This is a genomic window from Streptomyces sp. NPDC052101 (assembly GCF_040680235.1).
Lineage (GTDB): Bacteria > Actinomycetota > Actinomycetes > Streptomycetales > Streptomycetaceae > Streptomyces.
This window is the reverse complement of record NZ_JBFAWH010000001.1, coordinates 222,689-238,347: the sequence shown is the minus strand read 5'-3', so window position 1 is coordinate 238,347 and position 15,659 is coordinate 222,689. Positions and strand designations below refer to the sequence as shown.

Sequence of the window (15,659 nt, the reverse complement as noted above, 5' to 3'; positions counted from 1 at the left end):
GACCGCACGAGGGAGGGCAGGAGAGCCGGGCGGCCCCCGTGGGTGGGGACCGCCCGGACTCCGGTGCGGCGACCGGCTATTCGACGAGTTCCGCGTACGAACCCATGGCCAGTGCGATGTCCGCCTGGGCCCAGAACCGGTGGTAGGTGAAGACGGGCGCGGCCCCGCCCTTGAGGTAGGCCTCGATCTTCGACCAGGCCGGGTCGTTCTTGTAGAAGGACCTGAGCGAGGCGAAGGTGGCCGAGGAGTTGATCGCGTCGCCGTTCGGCATCGTGCCGCTCCAGCCGCTCGGGACGGACACGCTGTCGCCGAACCGGCTGTAGTCGCTGCGGGTCTCGGGTACGGCGATGCCCAGGCCGTCCTGGTAGTTGTCCCACATGCCGTCCAGCAGCGCCTTCGCCGTCGACTTGGCCGTCGCGTCACCGGACTTGGCGCCGTAGTACGTCAGTGTCTTCGCGTACGCCGCCGCCACACCGACGTCGTTCGTGTAGTCGGCGACGGTCACGTGAAGTCCGCTGTTGGAGCCGGGACTTGACGGATTCCAGGTGTCGGGCTGACCGGACCACTGGAGCGTCGAGGGGAACTTGTAGGTGCCGTCCGGGTTGATCGTGGTCTGCGACAGCGCCCACTTCACCCACTTGTCGAGGATCGCCTTCGCGGTCGCGTTCCCCGTCTGCTGGTAGTACTCGGCGACCCGCTCCATCGACCAGGCCTGGAAACCGAACCACTGGTTGGAGGGCGGATCGTGGTAGACGGGCTGCCAGTCGTAGTACATGCCGTAGAACGTCGGCGTGCCGGCCGGCGGGGTGGCGTAGCGGCCCTGCCAGCTGTTGGTCGCGCCGCCCGCGATCGCGCCCTCGGAGGACTGCAGCCACTGGTAGAACTCCAGCTGCCGCTGCAGCGACTTGCCCCAGTCCGCCGCGCCCGTCGCCGACTTGGGCTTCAGATCGTCGTAGGAGCTGAGCGCGTATGCGGCGAGGGGGTTCTGGTAGCCGCCGTGGACATGGCTGGAGCCGATCCGCCAGGCCCAGCCCGCGCTGGAGTCCGTGGCACCGCCCCAGGCGTAGTACCAGGACAGCAGATAGTGCGAGGCGTCCTTGCCGGTGCCGGCCGCGCAGGTCGAGGCACCCACACAGTTGCCGATCTTCTTGAAGTACTTGTCGTACATTGCGTACCGCAGATAGTCGCCCATCTTCGCTGCCTTGGCGACCGTGGCGGACACATCACCGCCCTTGCCCTGCTGCTTCGCCCACACGTCCGCCCAGTACGCCGCCTGCACCGCCCGGGCGTCCGCGTCCGGGGCGTCGGTGTACTTCCACTGCTTGGCGTAGGAGTTGTCGCCGGTGAACAGGTCCAGGTAGCCGTTCTTGCCGCCGTACTTGAAGGCGTCGCAGGTCGGCTGCGGGATCGTCTCCCACACCGACTCCTGCGGGCCGCGCTGGAAGGTGTTCAGATACGACGGGCCACTCGCCGTCGGGCCGCCCTCGCAGGTGCCGCCTGGGGTGTCGCCGTAGCCGTAGACGTTGTCGACATCCTCGATCCAGTGCATACCGTAGACGTCGTCCGTGCCGTACGCGCTCTTCAGCTCACCGGCGAGCGGATCCGTGCCCACGGACACGCCCGTGTCCAGCTTCGCCGGATACTCGTTCGGGGTGTCCAGCTCGGGCGCGTAGGTCGCCGGTCTCGAAGCGTTGTAGAAGGAATTAGCCGGCTGGTCGGCATGCGTGGGGATCATGTACTTCTCCATCAGAGCCCACGCGCCGTTGAACTTAGACCAGTCCCCGGTGACCTTGCCGTACATCGCCTGCAGCCACAGCAGATAGCTGTACGCCTCCGACGTCGTCTCGTGGCCGTAGTCCGGGGCCTCTACGATCAGTGTCTCCACCGAGTGGTACGGAATGCCCGCGGGGGAGAAGTAACCGTTCGCCGGGTTGGTGATCTTCCCGTACAGGTCCAGGAAACGGGCGTCGTACGCTTTCGACGCGGCCAGCTCCGTGACGGTGACCGTTGCCTTCGTGTGACCGGTGGCCGAGGCGGTGAAGGTCGCGCTGCCGGTGCCGGAGGAGTCCGCCGTCACGGTGACCGTTTGCGCGGTGTTCCAGTTCGACGGCGTGAACGTGAGCGAGGAACCGCCGGTGACGGACAGGCCGGTGGTGCCGTCCGTGCGGGCGACGCTCACCGTCACGTCCCCGCTCGGCTGCGTCGACAGCCGCACGCCGAACGTGCCCGACTTGCCCTGCTGGACGCCCAGTTGGCCCGGAGAAGCCACCACCGCCGGCCCGGAGGCGACGGTGACGCCCACCGGCACGGACTCGGCGGACGCACCCAGACTGTCGTAGGCCTTGGCCACCAGTGAATGGCTGCCCACGGTCAAATTCGAGACGGGGAGCGAGTACGGCGCACTTGTGTCCGTCCCGAGCAGCGTGGTGTCGTCGTAGAACTCCACCTTGCTGATCGTCGCGCCGTCGGCCGCCGCCGCGGTCGCCGCGAGCGGCACCGCGTCCCCCTGCGTGTACACCGCGCCGGCGCTCGGGCTGGTCAGCACCGTCACCGGCGGCTGGTGCGCACCCGCGCAGGTCGTGCCGTTGACGGTGAAGGAGGCGGGGGCGGCGTTGGTGCCGCTGTAGCTGAACTGCGCGCCGGTGGAGACGGCGGAGCCGCCCGCGATGGTGCCGTTGTACGAGGCGTTCCGCACGGTGACGGTCCGGCCGGACTGGGACCAGGTGCCGTTCCAGCCGTTGGACAGTGTCTGGTTGCCGGTGTAGGCGTAACTCAGCGTCCAGCCGTCGATGGCGCCCGTGCCGCGGTTGGTGATCGTGAGGTCGGCGGTGAAACCGGTACCCCAGTCGTTGGTCTTGTAGTCGACACTGCACTGCACGGATGCCGCGTGCGCGGCCGTGGCGCCGGTGGCGAGCATCGACAGGGGCAGGGCGAACACGGCCGCCACGGCGGTCCACCACCGCCGCACGGCTCTGCGTCTGCGTCCGGGATCCATGTGCTGGTTCCTCCTTGCGGCGTGAGGCTCGGGGAGAAGACAAGGCTTGAACCAGTGGGAGCGCTCCCATAGTGGAGACGGCGCCGTGAGCGGTCAAGGGGCTTGAAGAGTCGAAAAGATTCGACCGACTCGGTTGGGGAAAAGTCAGCAACTCCCCTGGGCATCGCCGCCACTTGGCGCTACCTTCCTTCGCACCAGTGGGAGCGGTTCCAGCCAGTCGGCGCGCCCGTCACGGCGCGCCCAGCTGCAAGGAGTCGCTCATGCGACATCCCCCGCGTTCAGTACTTTTAGCCACCGCCGGTGCGGTCGCGCTCGTCGGGAGCGCAGTCGTGCCGGTGGTGTCGGCCCAGGGAGCCACGCCCGCGTGCACGGTGGAGTACTCCGTCACCAACCAGTGGGCGAACGGCTTCCAGGGTTCGGTGAGCATCACCAACAACCGCACCGCGCTGAGCAGTTGGTCGCTCACCTTCGACTTCGCCGACGGCCAGAAGGTCACCCAGGGCTGGAACGCCCGATGGTCCCAGTCCGGCACCACCGTGACCGCCGCGAACGAGGGCTACAACGGTTCCCTCGGCACCGGCGCGAGCGTCACCGCCGGCTTCCTCGCCTCGTGGTCGGGGTCGAACACCGTGCCGACGGTATTCAAGCTCAACGGCACCACCTGCAATGCCGCCTCGGATCCGACGCCACCCCCACCCACCGACCCGCCCCCCGCGACCGGCACCGCGCCCGCCCTGCACGTCTCCGGCAACCGGCTCGTGGACGCCGACGGAAAGACACGTCGGCTGCTCGGCGTCAACCGCTCCGGCGGCGAGTTCATGTGCGTCCAGGGCCGCGGCATCTGGGACGGACCGGTCGACGACGCGGCGATCAAGGCGATTGCCGACTGGAAGGCAGACGCCGTGCGCATTCCGCTCAACGAGGAGTGCTGGCTGGGCGTTTCCGGCATCAAACCCGAGTACGGCGGCGCCCACTACATCGACGCCGTCAAGGACCTGGTGGCCCGCGTCGAGGCGCACGGCCTGACCCCGGTCCTCGACCTGCACTGGTCCTACGGCCAGTACACCGGGAACTCGGCGGGCTGCTCCGACGTGCACGCCACCTGCCAGAAGCCGATGCCCGACCTGCGGTACAGCCCATCGTTCTGGGCGTCGGTGGCGAGCACCTTCAAGGACGACCCGGCGCCGGTGTTCGACCTGTTCAACGAGCCCTATCCGGACCGTGCGACCTCCAGTGTCACGGACGCCTGGAGGTGCTGGCGGGACGGCGGGACCTGCCCCGGGATCTCGTACGAGGTCGCCGGTATGCAGGATCTCGTGGACAGTGTGCGCGGCGCCGGAGCGAAGAACGTCATCATGGCCGGCGGTCTCGCGTATGCGAACGACCTCAGTCAGTGGACCGCATACAAACCCACCGACCCGATCGGCGATCTCGCCGCCGCCTACCACGGTTACAACTTCAACACCTGCTCGACCGAGAGCTGCTGGAACTCCACCCTCGCCCCGGTCGCGGCCCAGGTGCCGCTGATCGCCGGCGAGATCGGCGAGAACACCTGCGCACACGGTTTCGTCGATCAGGCCATGAAGTGGTTCGACGACCGGGACCTGTCCTACCTGGGCTGGACCTGGAACACCTGGGACTGCTCCTCCGGCCCGTCCCTGATCTCCGCCTACGACGGCACCCCCACCGCATACGGCATCGGCCTGCGCGACCACCTGCGCGCCCTGAACCCGTAGACAGACGGACGACAACCACCAACACCGACACCGATACCAACACCAACACCGCGGACGACAAAGGAAATCGCACTCATGAGCCGTACGAGAACACCGCTGCTCGCCGCCCTGGCGCTGGTCGCCGGGGCCTGTGGGACGGCGCTCACCACCACCCCGGCCTCCGCCTCGGCCGACGCCGTCCCCTGCACCGTCGACTACAAGGTGCAGAACCAGTGGGACACCGGCTTCACCGCCGCTGTCACCGTCACCAACAATACGGCCGCCAAGTCGAGTTGGTCGGTGAAGTGGTCGTACGCCGGCAATCAGCAGGTCACCAGCGGCTGGAACGCGAAGATCAGCCAGAGCGGCAGCGCCGTGACCGCCGCCAACGAGAGCTACAACGGCACGCTGGCGACCGGATCCTCGGTCAGCTTCGGCTTCAACGCCTCCTACAGCGGCACCGACGCCCTGCCCACCACCTTCACCCTCGACGGCGTGACCTGCAACGTCGATGACGGCAGCAGTGGCGGAGGGGGTTCCGGCGGCGGCAGCACCGGAAACCGCGTCGACAACCCCTACACCGGCGCCAAGGTGTACGTGAACCCGGAGTGGTCGGCGAAGGCCGCCGCCGAACCGGGCGGCAGCCGGGTCTCCAGCCAGCCGACCGGTGTCTGGCTCGACCGCATCGCCGCGATCAACGGCGTGAGCGGCGGCATGGGGCTGCGCGACCACCTGGACGCGGCCCTCGCGCAGAAGGGCAGCGGCCAAGAGGTCGTGCAGCTGGTCGTCTACGACCTGCCGGGCCGCGACTGCTCGGCGCTCGCGTCCAACGGCGAACTCGGACCCACCGAGATCGACAAGTACAAGACGCAGTTCATCGACCCGATCGCGGCGATCCTCGCCGACCCCAAGTACGCCTCCCTGCGGATCGTCACGACCATCGAGATCGACTCGCTGCCCAACCTCGTCACCAACACCGGCAGCCGCGCCACCGCCACGGACGCGTGCAACACCATGCTGGCCAACGGCAACTATGTGAAGGGCGTCGGCTACGCCCTCGCCAAGCTCGGCGCGATCCCCAACGTCTACAACTACCTCGACGCCGGCCACCACGGCTGGCTCGGCTGGGACGACAACTTCGCCGCCTCCGCGAACGTGTTCAAGCAGGCGGCCACCAGCGAAGGGGCGACTGTAGACGATGTACAGGGCTTCATCACCAACACCGCGAACTACAGCGCCCTGAAGGAGGACGACTTCACCATCAACGACACCGTCAACGGCACCTCGGTGCGCCAGTCGAAGTGGGTCGACTGGAACCGGTACGCCGACGAGCTGTCCTTCGCCCAGGCCTTCCGGGGCGAGCTGGTCTCGGTCGGCTTCAACTCCGGCATCGGCATGCTGATCGACACCTCCCGCAACGGCTGGGGCGGCACCGCCCGCCCGACCGGACCGGGCCCGAGGACCAGTGTGGACGCCTATGTCGACGGCGGCCGCTACGACCGCCGGATCCAGGTCGGCAACTGGTGCAACCAGGCCGGCGCCGGCCTCGGCGAACGCCCGCAGGCCAACCCGGCACCCGGCATCGATGCCTATGTGTGGATGAAGCCGCCGGGGGAGTCCGACGGCTCCAGCACCGCCATCCCCAACGACGAGGGCAAGGGTTTCGACCGGATGTGCGACCCGACGTACACGGGCAACGCCCGCAACAACTACAACATGTCCGGCGCCCTGCCCGGCGCGCCCTTGTCCGGACACTGGTTCTCCGCGCAGTTCCAGCAGCTGATGCAGAACGCCTACCCGCCGCTGCCGTAACCGCTGTCGTAACCGGGTGACCGCCGCCGGGGCCCTGACCGCTGTCCGCCGAGGCCCCGGCGGATCGCCCGTTCCACCGGCGAGTACGCCCCGTCGAGCCGGGGTCCGAGGTCCAGGACGGAGGCCCCCGCGGCGATTTTTTGCGGCACCGGCAACGAAAGTGGCGTCTGCCCGTGCGTCGCAGCAGGCTGGCCGCATCCGAGCGAGAGGCTGGCCACCATGGCACACGACCACCACGACCACAACGCGCACCCCGCAAACGACGGCCACAGCCATGGTCACAGTCACGGTCACGGCGACGACATCGACTGGGCTGCCATGGCGGCGCTGCTGGAATCAGAGGCCGAGGTGCACAGCCCGGCGTACGCGCGCGCCCTGGCCTGGCTGGGCAAGGAAGTGACCGAGCCCGGTCTGATCGTGGACGCGGGCAGTGGGCCCGGGGTGATCGCCTGCCTGATGGCGGAGACGTTCCCCGGCGCGCGGGTGGTCGCCGCCGATGGCTCCGCACCGCTTCTGGAGCGTGCCCGGGCCCGTGCCGCCCGCCGAGGCGTCGCCGACCGCTTCGACACCCTCGCCGGTGAACTGCCCGCGTCCCTGGTGGAGTTGGACTATCCGGCGGACCTGCTGTGGGCCAGCCGCAGCCTGCACCACCTCGGCGACCAGAAGGCGGCGCTCGCCGCGTTCGCGGCCCGGCTCGCCCCCGGCGGCACGCTTGCCATCCTGGAGGGCGGCCTGCCCGGCCGCTGTCTGCCCCGCGACATCGGCTTCGGCCGTCCCGGACTGCAGGCCCGGCTCGACGCGGCCCAGGAGGACCGCTTCGCGCGGATGCGCGCCGAGTTGCCGGGCGCGGTTGCGGAGACCGAGGACTGGCCCGCCCTGCTGTCCGCGGCCGGACTGAAGCACACGGGCACCCGCACCTTCCTCCTCGACATCCCCGCCCCCGTGCCGGACCGGGTCCGCGCCTTCGTCGTCGGTGCGCTGACCCGCCTGAGGGACGTCCTCGCCGAATCCCTGGACGCCGAGGACCGTGCCACCCTCGACCGCCTCCTCGACCCCGCCGATCCCGGCAGCGCCCACCGTCGCCCCGATGTGTTCGTGCTGGCGGCCCACACGGTGCACCGGGCGGTACGGCCGGTCTGACCGGGCAAGGCCCGTGCGCGCACGGACGCCGGTGCGAAGAACACCGAGTTGCACCTACCTGCCGTCGGCGCTGTTCCGTCGTACCTGCGACGGAGCTTGACTTCGAGAGTGCTCCAAGTGATGGACTCCCGGTCTCACCGTCACACAGGGGGACCTCACATGAACGACTCTCCGGTCGCACTCATCACCGGCGGCGCCACCGGCATCGGCGCCGCTGTCGCCCGGCAGTTGCTGGCCGCCGGGCACCGCGTCACCGTCACGGGCCGTACGGAGGCTCGGTTGCGGGACTTCGCCGACAGTCTCGGCAATCCCGGTGAACTGCTGACCGTCGCCGGTGACGCGTCGGCATTCGACGGCATACAGGATGCCGTCGACCGTACGCTGAAGGCATACGGCCGGCTGGACACCGTCGTCGCCAACGCCGGCTTCGCCACCCACGACAGCGTCGCGGACGGCGACCCGGCCGGCTGGACCGAGATGGTGCTGACCAACGTCCTCGGTCCGGCCCTGCTCGTCCGGGCCTCGGTCGAGGCCCTGAAGGAGACCCGCGGCCGGATCGTCCTCATCGGCAGCGTCGCCGGGTTCGTGAACACCCCGGGCAACATCTACGGCGCCACGAAGTGGGCGGTCACCGGCCTCGCCGAGAACACCCGGCGCCAGGTCACGGAGTTCGGGATCGGTGTGACGCTGGTCGCCCCCGGCCGGGTGGAGACCCCGTTCTGGGACGGCCTCGGCAGCCTGCCTCCGGGGCAGCTGCTGACCGCGGACCAGATCGCCGACTCGGTGGTCTGGGCGATCCGGCAGCCGGCTGGGGTGGACGTCAACACCGTGGTCGTACGGCCGCTGGGGCAGCCCAACTGACGTACAAAGACTGTCAGTTGTTGGCCAGGAACTGCTTGGCCAGCTGGTCCCCGAGCGAGACGGCCGCGCTGTGGCTCTCGATGGGGGAGACCTTGGAGTTCTTGAACAGGATGTAGGTCACGCCGGAGTCGGCCCCGCCGGTCTTGGGGTCGGGGTCGATGCCGAGTGCCTTGGCGGTGGCGTACGACGCCTCGCCGATGATCTTCGTGGGGCCGGTGTCGCCGACGACGGCGTACTCCACCTTGTTGTCGTAGATGACCGCGACCACGCCGCCGCCCTTGATTCCGGAACTGGAGTAGTTCCAGATGCTGCTGGAGCTGGGCACCACGATGTAAGGCAGTGATTCCGCCCTGAGCGGCTTGCCGTCGGACTGGTGGAAAGCGGTGTCGTCCTGATACCAGGGGTCGCGGTTCTCGTTGCAGTTGGTGGTGCGCTGGCCGTCGCAGTCGATGTCCATGTCGGCCTTCCAGAACACCGCCCCGTTCTTGCCGCACACGGGGACCGTGGCCGACGTCTCGTCGTCGGTCTTGTACTTGCCGTTCGATATCTGGCTACAGGATTTCACCTTGGCGAGCAGGTCGGCCGCGCTGACCGAGCCCTCCTGGGCGGAGGCCGGGGTGGTCCTCGCCGCCGAGCCGGCGGACGCGTGGGCGGGCAGCACTCCGGCGGCGAGCAGCGCGGCACCGGAGGCTGCGGCAAGGGTCAGGGTTCGAAGGCGCACGGTGGGGGCCCTTCTGTTAGGAAACTTTCCTTACTAGGTGCCGTACACGGTGGCGCTGTGTGCATGTCCCCGTCAAGACTCCGGTTGCGAACTCCCGAATCCTGTGCGGATTGCGGTGAATTGCGCCTATGGCAAGACTGAAGTAAGCGAATTCTTCGGATATGTCTGCCGCCGTCGGCCGCCATGGTCACGGCTCCGGGAGGCGAGGCGCATGTTCGTACGAACGGTGTACGCGACCGGCGATCCGGCACACCTGAGCACGGCCCTACGAGCCCTGAACACCCAGGGGCACGACCTGCTGGAGGAGCGGCCCGGCTATCGGGGCGCGGGTGTCTTCGTCGACCGTGACCTCGGCAAACTGCTCACGGTCAGCTGGTGGGAGTCCGCGGAGGCGCGCCACAACAGCGACGAGGTGATGAGCGTGCGGCGGCCGGAGCTGCTGCAGCCCTTCGCCGCGACCGTCACGGTCGAGAACTACGAGGCCGCGGTCTTCCATGCCGGGCCGCGGCCCCTGGCCGGCGGCGGGCTGCGGATCACCCGGCTGGAGTTCGCGCCGGCGGACGCGGATCTCGCCGTGGACACCTTCCATGCCGGTGTGCTGCCCCGGCTGGAGGCCCTGCCCGGATTCGCCGGGGCGGCCCTCTTCCTGGACCGCGAACGCGGCCGCGGCATGGTCGGGGTCCTCTTCGCCGATCGCGCCTCGCTCACCGCGTCCCGGGCCGGCCAGTCCGCGATCCGCCGCGAGGGCACGGCAAAGGCGCACGTCGCGGTGGTCGCGCTGGAGGAGTTCGAGATCGTCCACGCGGATGTACGGGGCGACTGAAGGGGCGGTGGCGGTGCGCCCGCCCCTGCGGGCCCCCTGAAGCGGCACTCCGTCGTCCCCGGAACAGCACGCTGCCGTCCGTCTCACTGTGCGGGTGGGACGGACGGCAGAGTGGCGTGGCGAGGGCGTCAGGCCATGTCGAAGGTGGCCGGGTCCGGGCCCAGGCGCCGGTCCTCGTTCAGCGCGCTGATCGCCGCGAGATCCTCGTCGTCCAGGCTGAAGTCGAAGACCTCGATGTTCTCCTTGATCCGCGACGGCGTCACGGACTTCGGGATCACGACGTTGCCGAGCTGGATGTGCCAGCGCAGCACGACCTGGGCCGGCGTACGGCCGTGCTTCCGCGCGATGGCGACGATCGCCGGTACCTCCAGCAGGCCCTTGCCCTGGCCGAGCGGCGACCAGGCCTCGGTCGCGATGCCCTGCTCGGCGTGGAACTCGCGGGCGGCGTGCTGCTGCAGATGCGGGTGCAGCTCGATCTGGTTGACCGCCGGGACGACCGAGGTCTCGGAGATCAGCCGCTCGAGGTGCTCGGGAAGGAAGTTGGACACGCCGATGGCGCGGACCCGGCCGTCGGCCAGCAGCTTCTCGAACGCCTTGTAGGTGTCGGTGTAGGTGCCGCGCGACGGCAGCGGCCAATGGATCAGGTACAGGTCGACGTGGTCGAGACCCAGCTTCGCCAGTGACGCGTCGAAAGCGCGCAACGTGGCGTCGTACCCCTGGTCGCTGTTCCAGAGCTTGGTGGTGACGAAGACGTCCTCGCGCGGCAGGCCGGAGGCGGCAATGGCCTTGCCGGTGCCCGCTTCGTTGCCGTAGATCGCCGCTGTGTCGATGCTGCGGTACCCGGCCTCCAGCGCCGTGGCGACGGACCGTTCGGCCTCGTCGTCCGGTACCTGCCAGACGCCATAACCCAGCTGGGGCATCTCGACGCCGTTGTTGAGGATGATCGGGGGGACCTGGCTGCTCACGAGCTTGTTGATCCTTCGGTTGTCGACAGGTGGTACTCCCATGGTCAACGATCACACACCCTGCTGCATTCCCGACCGGCCGATCGATCTCGACTGACCGGTCAGTCAGTCCTAGGATCGGGAGATTGGCCGGAAACGCATCCGACGTTTTCGGTCCAGACCATTGACCGTGGCTCGTCGCCCCGCGACTCTGTATCGCGCCACCGGACGTGTCGATGAACCCGGTGCATACATGTGAACCGGCCCTGACCGTGGCCGCGACATCACTCCTGACTCCCTTCTGAGACACCCCACCCTCGGGAAAGCGAGTACGCACCCATGAACGAGAGCCCTTTGCTGTCTGCTGCGACGCATCGCCTCGAACCCCAGGCATCGGATGAATTTGAACCCCAGACATCGGATGAAAGGGTCTGGCGAAGCCCTGGCTACCGCATCGTGGAGACCGCGCTGGAGGCAACCGCCTACGCGCTCGCCGACCGTCGTCCGCCCGAGCCGCCCCCGGCCGCATGACCGCGGCGCCACCCCGACCCGACGGCCGCGCCGCCTGGCCGGCCGCCGAGTTCACCGCGAGGCTGCGCGCGGTGACCACGACGCGCTACCACGACCGGCACCCCTTCAACCGGCGGATGCACGACGGCGAGTTGACCCCCGCCGAGCTGCGCCGCTGGATCGCCGCCCGCTTCCACTACCAGCGGCACATTCCCGTGAAGGACGCGCTGATCCTCGCGGGGCTCGACCGGCCCGAGGAGCGCCGCGCCTGGCTGCGCCGCATCCACGACCAGGACGGTACCGACGCCACGGGGGGCGGTATCGAGCGCTGGCTGCGGCTCGGCGAGGCGGCCGGGCTCGCCCGCGAGGAGCTGTGGGACGCCTCCCGGGTGCCGGCCGGGGTGCGGTTCGCGGTGGAGGCGTACGTGACCTTCTGCCGCAGGCGCCCGGTGCTGGACGCCGTCGCTGCCTCCCTCACCGAGCTGTCCGCCCCGGACCTGATGCGCACCCGCATCGCCGCCTTCGAACGCCACTACCCGTGGATCGACCCGGCGGGCCTCGCCTACTTCCGCACCCGCGTCACCCAGGGCGCCCGCGACGCCGAGCAGGCCCTCGCCCTGGTCCTCGCCCGCGCCCGCACCCCGAGGGAGCAGCAACGGGCGGTCGCGGCACTGGAGTTCAAGTGCGAGGTGCTGTGGGCCCTGCTGGACGCGGTGGACCGGAGCGACCCATGAGGGGCGCTCCGATGGCACCGGTGCCGAAACGGCCGGCCGGGTCATGGCGTCCCGTGCTCGCCCGAGGCGTGCTGTTCCGGTACGACCCGGTCCGGGGCGCCGGTCTGTTGCTGCTGCCGGAGCGGGTGGTGGTGCTCGACGGCAGCGCGAGCGGTGTGCTGCGGCTGTGCGACGGCGTCCGGGACGTGGCCTCGGTCGTCACCGAGCTGTCCGTACGCCACCCAGGCGCACCGGTCGCCGCCGAAGTCCCGGAATTTCTCCACCGGTTACGGAAGGAGGGCTGGCTGAGATGACTCCGTCCCCCGATCCTCCCTGGGCCCTGCTCGCCGAACTCACCCACGCCTGCCCGCTGCGCTGCGGGTACTGCTCCAACCCCGTCGAACTGACTGGCCGGTCAGCAGAGTTGACGACGGAGCAGTGGTCGGAGGTCTTCCGGCAGGCGGGTGCCCTCGGCGTCGTGCACACCCATCTGTCGGGAGGTGAACCGCTGCTGCGGCGCGATCTGCCCGAGCTGGTGGCCGCCGCGGACGGCGCGGGCCTGTACACCCAGCTCGTCACCAGCGGGGTGGGACTCGGCGAGCGGCGGCTGGCCGCGCTGACCGGGGCCGGGCTGCGCAGTGTGCAGCTGTCGGTGCAGCACGCGGACCCGACGGCCGCCGAACGCATAGCGGGGGCACGGTCGTACGCGGCGAAGGAACGTGCCGCCCGGCTGATCCGCGAGGCGGGACTGCCCCTCGGGCTGAACGCCGTCCTGCACCGCGAAAACCTGGACGACCTCGACGGTCTGGTCCGGCTGGCGCTCGACTGGGGCGCCGACCGGATCGAGCTGGCCAACACCCAGTACCACGGCTGGGCCGCCCGCAACCGCGCCGCCCTGCTGCCCACCTCCGCCCAGGTCGAGCGGGCCCGCGCCCGAGTGGCCCGCTGGCGTGAACGGCTCGGCGAGGCACTGGAGTTGGTGTGGGTCGCTCCCGATCTCGTGGACGCCACCGCGAAACCCTGCATGGGCGGCTGGGGCGCCATCTCGCTCACCGTCGCCCCAGACGGCACGGTGCTGCCCTGTCCGGCCGCCGGAACCCTGCCCGACCTGGATCCGCCGAATGCGAAGGACCGCCAACTCGGCTGGATCTGGCGGGAGTCGAGAACCTTCAACGCCTTCCGGGGCGAGGCCTGGCTGCCCGAGCCGTGCCGCGGCTGCGCCCTGCGCACGGTCGACCACGGCGGCTGCCGCTGCCAGGCGTACGCCCTGACCGGCGACGCCGCCCGCACCGACCCCGCCTGCCGGCACGCCCCGCAGCGCCACCTCGTCGACGCCCTGCTGCGCGGCGCCGCAGGTGCCGCGCACCCGCCCGCACCCGCCTACCGGGAAGGAGCACCATGAGACACCGACGCCGACGCCGACGCCTGCGCGCGGCGATGACCTCCGCCGTGCTCGCCACCGCCACCCTGGCCGCGCTGCCCGCCGCCGTCCCCCCGGCGAGCGCCGCCCCGGCCGCACCGGTCGGCGCGTCCCGCCCGGCCGCCGCCCGCGACTGGTCCACGGCCGTCGTCGACTCCACCATGGCGCGCTACACCCCGGCCACCATCGGCGGCTGGTCGTACCCGGTGGGCCTGTACCTCTACGGCCAGTACCTCGTCTACCGGCGCACCCACGACCCGCGCCTGCTGGCGTACATCAAGGCCTACGCCGACCGGTTCGTGCACAGCGACGGAACGATCGGCCAGTCCTTCGACAGTCTCGACAGCATGCAGGCGGGCCGGCTGCTGGTGATCCTGCACCACGAGACCGGCCAGGACCGCTACCGCAGGGCCGCGCAGCAGATCCGCGACCGTCTGAAGAGCTATCCGCGCACCTCCGACGGCGGCTTCTGGCACGCCGACACCGGCAGCCGGGCGCACCAGCTGTGGGCGGACGGCGCCTACATGGTGAACCCGTTCCTGGTCGAGTACGGCAAGGAGTTCGCCGACAGCGCCTACGCCGACGACGAGGCCGCCCGGCAGCTCTCCGTCTACGGCAGCCATCTGCAGGTGGCGAACGGCCTGCTGCGGCACGCCTACGACGAGTCGAAGTCGGCGAGCTGGGCCGATCCCTCCACCGGGCTCGCCCCCGAGCACTGGTGTCGTGCCGTCGGCTGGTACGCCATGGCACTGGTGAACGTTCTCGACGCGATTCCCGCGAACCAGCCCCGGCGACCCCAACTGCTCGGCATCCTGCGGACCTTGGCGTCGGCGCTGGAGAAGTACCAGGACCCGGCGTCCGGGCGCTGGTTCCAGGTGATCGACAAGGGCGGCCGGCCGGACAACTGGACCGAGACGTCCTGCTCCAGCATGTTCGCCTACGCCCTGTCCCGAGGCGCCCGACAGGGCTATCTGGACCCGCGCTTCACTGCCGTCGCCCGGCGCGGCCGCCAGGGCGTGCTGGCCCGGCTGTCGGTCGGCGCGGACGGCCGTACCGACCTGGCCGGCATCTCCGTCGGCACCGACGTCGGCGACTACGCGTACTACGTCGGCCGCACCCGGGCCACCGACGACTTCCACGGGCTCGGCGCCTTCCTGATCATGAACGAGCAGATGCGGGACGAGGGAATGTCATGAGCACATCTAGAAGGGCTGTGCTGGGTGCCGCGTTCGGCGGTGCCGTGGCGGCCGCGACCGGCCTGCCCGCGACCGCCCAGCCCGCCAACGCGGCCCACGCCGCGTCCTGGCAGCTGAAGTGGTCGCCGTCGGCGCGCTCCGACGGGCTCGGCGCCTTCGAGACCGTCGAGGACGACCGGGCCCACTCCCACCCGGCCGGCCATCCGCACATCTTCGCCACCGGCGACGACTGGCGCTTCAACATCCATACGGTCGACCGGGACATCTCCACCGACCGTCAGCGCCAGGAGGTCACCGGTCTGCGCACCGGCACGGACAGCTATCTGAAGTGGACCGAGGGCCAGACCTGGCGGATCACCTACTCGATGTACATCCCGAGCACGCTCAAGGCGACCACCGCCTTCACCCACATCATGCAGATGAAGCAGCCCGGCACCGGCACCTCGCCGATCGTCGTGCAGTCGCTGCGACGGGACGCCGAAGGCAGGCAGACCATCGAACTCCGGCTCGCCACCGACGACATCCTCGTCGGCCGCACCGGCCTCGACCCGCTGCACGACAAGTGGCCCGACGTCGACTTCCAGATCAAGGTCGGCAACGGCTCGGCCGGTTCCGTCCGGTGGATCCTCAAGAGCGGTTCGACCACCGTGATCGACACATCCAGGACCGGTGTCGACACCTTCCTCGCCGACCGGGTGCGCCCGAAATGGGGCATCTACCGCTCCCTCGGCGACACCTCCGGTTCCCTGCAGGACACCTACCTCCTGCTCACCGACCTGCGCGGCTACCGACTCGCCTAGAGGAGCCGT

13 protein-coding genes and 1 pseudogene are annotated in these 15,659 nt (G+C 69.8%); 11 read left to right on the top strand and 3 right to left on the bottom strand.

Translation table 11 applies throughout. From position 1 onward, the window contains the following. Nucleotides 1-76: 76 nt before the first annotated feature. Nucleotides 77-2,995, bottom strand: coding sequence for a glycoside hydrolase family 48 protein (locus AB0L75_RS01045; RefSeq protein ID WP_365173619.1), 2,919 nt, complete (start codon nucleotides 2,993-2,995; stop codon nucleotides 77-79). A gap of 260 nt (nucleotides 2,996-3,255) precedes the next feature. Between AB0L75_RS01045 and AB0L75_RS01040 the strand changes: the two genes are divergently transcribed. From AB0L75_RS01040 to AB0L75_RS01025, 4 genes are all read left to right on the top strand, one after another. Continuing rightward, the gene (locus AB0L75_RS01040) at nucleotides 3,256-4,731 is read left to right on the top strand and encodes a cellulose binding domain-containing protein (RefSeq protein WP_365173617.1); all 1,476 of its coding nucleotides are present in this window, start codon (nucleotides 3,256-3,258) and stop codon (nucleotides 4,729-4,731) included. A 75-nt stretch (nucleotides 4,732-4,806) separates the two neighbouring features. Continuing rightward, nucleotides 4,807-6,522, top strand: coding sequence for a glycoside hydrolase family 6 protein (locus tag AB0L75_RS01035; protein WP_365173614.1), 1,716 nt, complete (start codon nucleotides 4,807-4,809; stop codon nucleotides 6,520-6,522). 219 nt (nucleotides 6,523-6,741) lie between these two features. After that, a complete protein-coding gene (locus AB0L75_RS01030; protein WP_365173611.1) occupies nucleotides 6,742-7,662 on the top strand; it encodes a methyltransferase in 921 nt (306 codons plus the stop codon). A 159-nt stretch (nucleotides 7,663-7,821) separates the two neighbouring features. Then, nucleotides 7,822-8,523: an SDR family oxidoreductase gene (locus tag AB0L75_RS01025; RefSeq protein WP_365173608.1), complete on the top strand. Its 702-nt coding sequence runs from the start codon at nucleotides 7,822-7,824 to the stop codon at nucleotides 8,521-8,523. Nucleotides 8,524-8,536: 13 nt separating this feature from the next. Here the strand turns inward: AB0L75_RS01025 and AB0L75_RS01020 are convergent, their stop codons facing one another. Further along, nucleotides 8,537-9,244, bottom strand: a complete 708-nt coding sequence (locus AB0L75_RS01020) for a glycoside hydrolase family 75 protein (protein WP_365173605.1) — start codon at nucleotides 9,242-9,244, stop codon at nucleotides 8,537-8,539. A 211-nt stretch (nucleotides 9,245-9,455) separates the two neighbouring features. On the opposite strand from AB0L75_RS01020, the gene AB0L75_RS01015 reads away from it, so the two are divergent. Continuing rightward, complete coding sequence (locus AB0L75_RS01015; protein WP_365173602.1) at nucleotides 9,456-10,067, top strand: hypothetical protein; 612 nt, start codon at nucleotides 9,456-9,458, stop codon at nucleotides 10,065-10,067. Nucleotides 10,068-10,195: 128 nt separating this feature from the next. Here the strand turns inward: AB0L75_RS01015 and AB0L75_RS01010 are convergent, their stop codons facing one another. Next, nucleotides 10,196-11,032, bottom strand: a complete 837-nt coding sequence (locus tag AB0L75_RS01010) for an aldo/keto reductase (protein WP_365173600.1) — start codon at nucleotides 11,030-11,032, stop codon at nucleotides 10,196-10,198. Between the two features lie 384 nt (nucleotides 11,033-11,416). Between AB0L75_RS01010 and pqqA the strand changes: the two are divergent. The 6 genes and pseudogenes from pqqA to AB0L75_RS00980 form a co-directional block, all read left to right on the top strand. Further along, a pseudogene (gene pqqA, locus AB0L75_RS01005) lies at nucleotides 11,417-11,542 on the top strand (pyrroloquinoline quinone precursor peptide PqqA); the annotation flags it as partial. Then, nucleotides 11,539-12,255 (top strand): pyrroloquinoline-quinone synthase PqqC, encoded by a 717-nt coding sequence (gene pqqC / locus AB0L75_RS01000; protein WP_365173598.1) that lies wholly within the window; start codon nucleotides 11,539-11,541, stop codon nucleotides 12,253-12,255. The pseudogene pqqA and the gene pqqC, both read left to right, overlap by 4 nt. Before the next feature lie 11 nt (nucleotides 12,256-12,266). Further along, the gene (pqqD, locus tag AB0L75_RS00995; protein ID WP_365173596.1) at nucleotides 12,267-12,548 is read left to right on the top strand and encodes a pyrroloquinoline quinone biosynthesis peptide chaperone PqqD; all 282 of its coding nucleotides are present in this window, start codon (nucleotides 12,267-12,269) and stop codon (nucleotides 12,546-12,548) included. Further along, entirely contained in the window at nucleotides 12,545-13,636 is a 1,092-nt protein-coding gene (gene pqqE, locus AB0L75_RS00990; RefSeq protein WP_365173593.1) for a pyrroloquinoline quinone biosynthesis protein PqqE, read from the top strand. The genes pqqD and pqqE overlap by 4 nt, the downstream gene beginning before the upstream one ends. Next, a complete protein-coding gene (locus tag AB0L75_RS00985) occupies nucleotides 13,633-14,850 on the top strand; it encodes a glycoside hydrolase family 88 protein (RefSeq protein ID WP_365173591.1) in 1,218 nt (405 codons plus the stop codon). Before pqqE ends, AB0L75_RS00985 begins: the two co-directional genes overlap by 4 nt. Further along, entirely contained in the window at nucleotides 14,847-15,650 is an 804-nt protein-coding gene (locus AB0L75_RS00980) for a heparin lyase I family protein (RefSeq protein ID WP_365173588.1), read from the top strand. The genes AB0L75_RS00985 and AB0L75_RS00980 overlap by 4 nt, the downstream gene beginning before the upstream one ends. The last annotated feature ends 9 nt before the right edge of the window (nucleotides 15,651-15,659 follow it).

Bases quoted from the DNA above. Each gene is read 5' to 3' on its own strand.
- AB0L75_RS01040 (WP_365173617.1), top strand. From the start codon at position 3,256: ATGCGACATCCCCCGCGTTCAGTACTTTTAGCCACCGCCGGTGCGGTC.
- AB0L75_RS00985 (WP_365173591.1), top strand. From the start codon at position 13,633: ATGAGACACCGACGCCGACGCCGACGCCTGCGCGCGGCGATGACCTCC.
- AB0L75_RS01045 (WP_365173619.1), bottom strand. From the start codon at position 2,995: ATGGATCCCGGACGCAGACGCAGAGCCGTGCGGCGGTGGTGGACCGCC.
- AB0L75_RS00980 (WP_365173588.1), top strand. From the start codon at position 14,847: ATGAGCACATCTAGAAGGGCTGTGCTGGGTGCCGCGTTCGGCGGTGCC.
- pqqD (WP_365173596.1), top strand. From the start codon at position 12,267: ATGGCACCGGTGCCGAAACGGCCGGCCGGGTCATGGCGTCCCGTGCTC.
- pqqE (WP_365173593.1), top strand. From the start codon at position 12,545: ATGACTCCGTCCCCCGATCCTCCCTGGGCCCTGCTCGCCGAACTCACC.
- AB0L75_RS01015 (WP_365173602.1), top strand. From the start codon at position 9,456: ATGTTCGTACGAACGGTGTACGCGACCGGCGATCCGGCACACCTGAGC.
- AB0L75_RS01030 (WP_365173611.1), top strand. From the start codon at position 6,742: ATGGCACACGACCACCACGACCACAACGCGCACCCCGCAAACGACGGC.
- AB0L75_RS01035 (WP_365173614.1), top strand. From the start codon at position 4,807: ATGAGCCGTACGAGAACACCGCTGCTCGCCGCCCTGGCGCTGGTCGCC.
- AB0L75_RS01025 (WP_365173608.1), top strand. From the start codon at position 7,822: ATGAACGACTCTCCGGTCGCACTCATCACCGGCGGCGCCACCGGCATC.
- pqqC (WP_365173598.1), top strand. From the start codon at position 11,539: ATGACCGCGGCGCCACCCCGACCCGACGGCCGCGCCGCCTGGCCGGCC.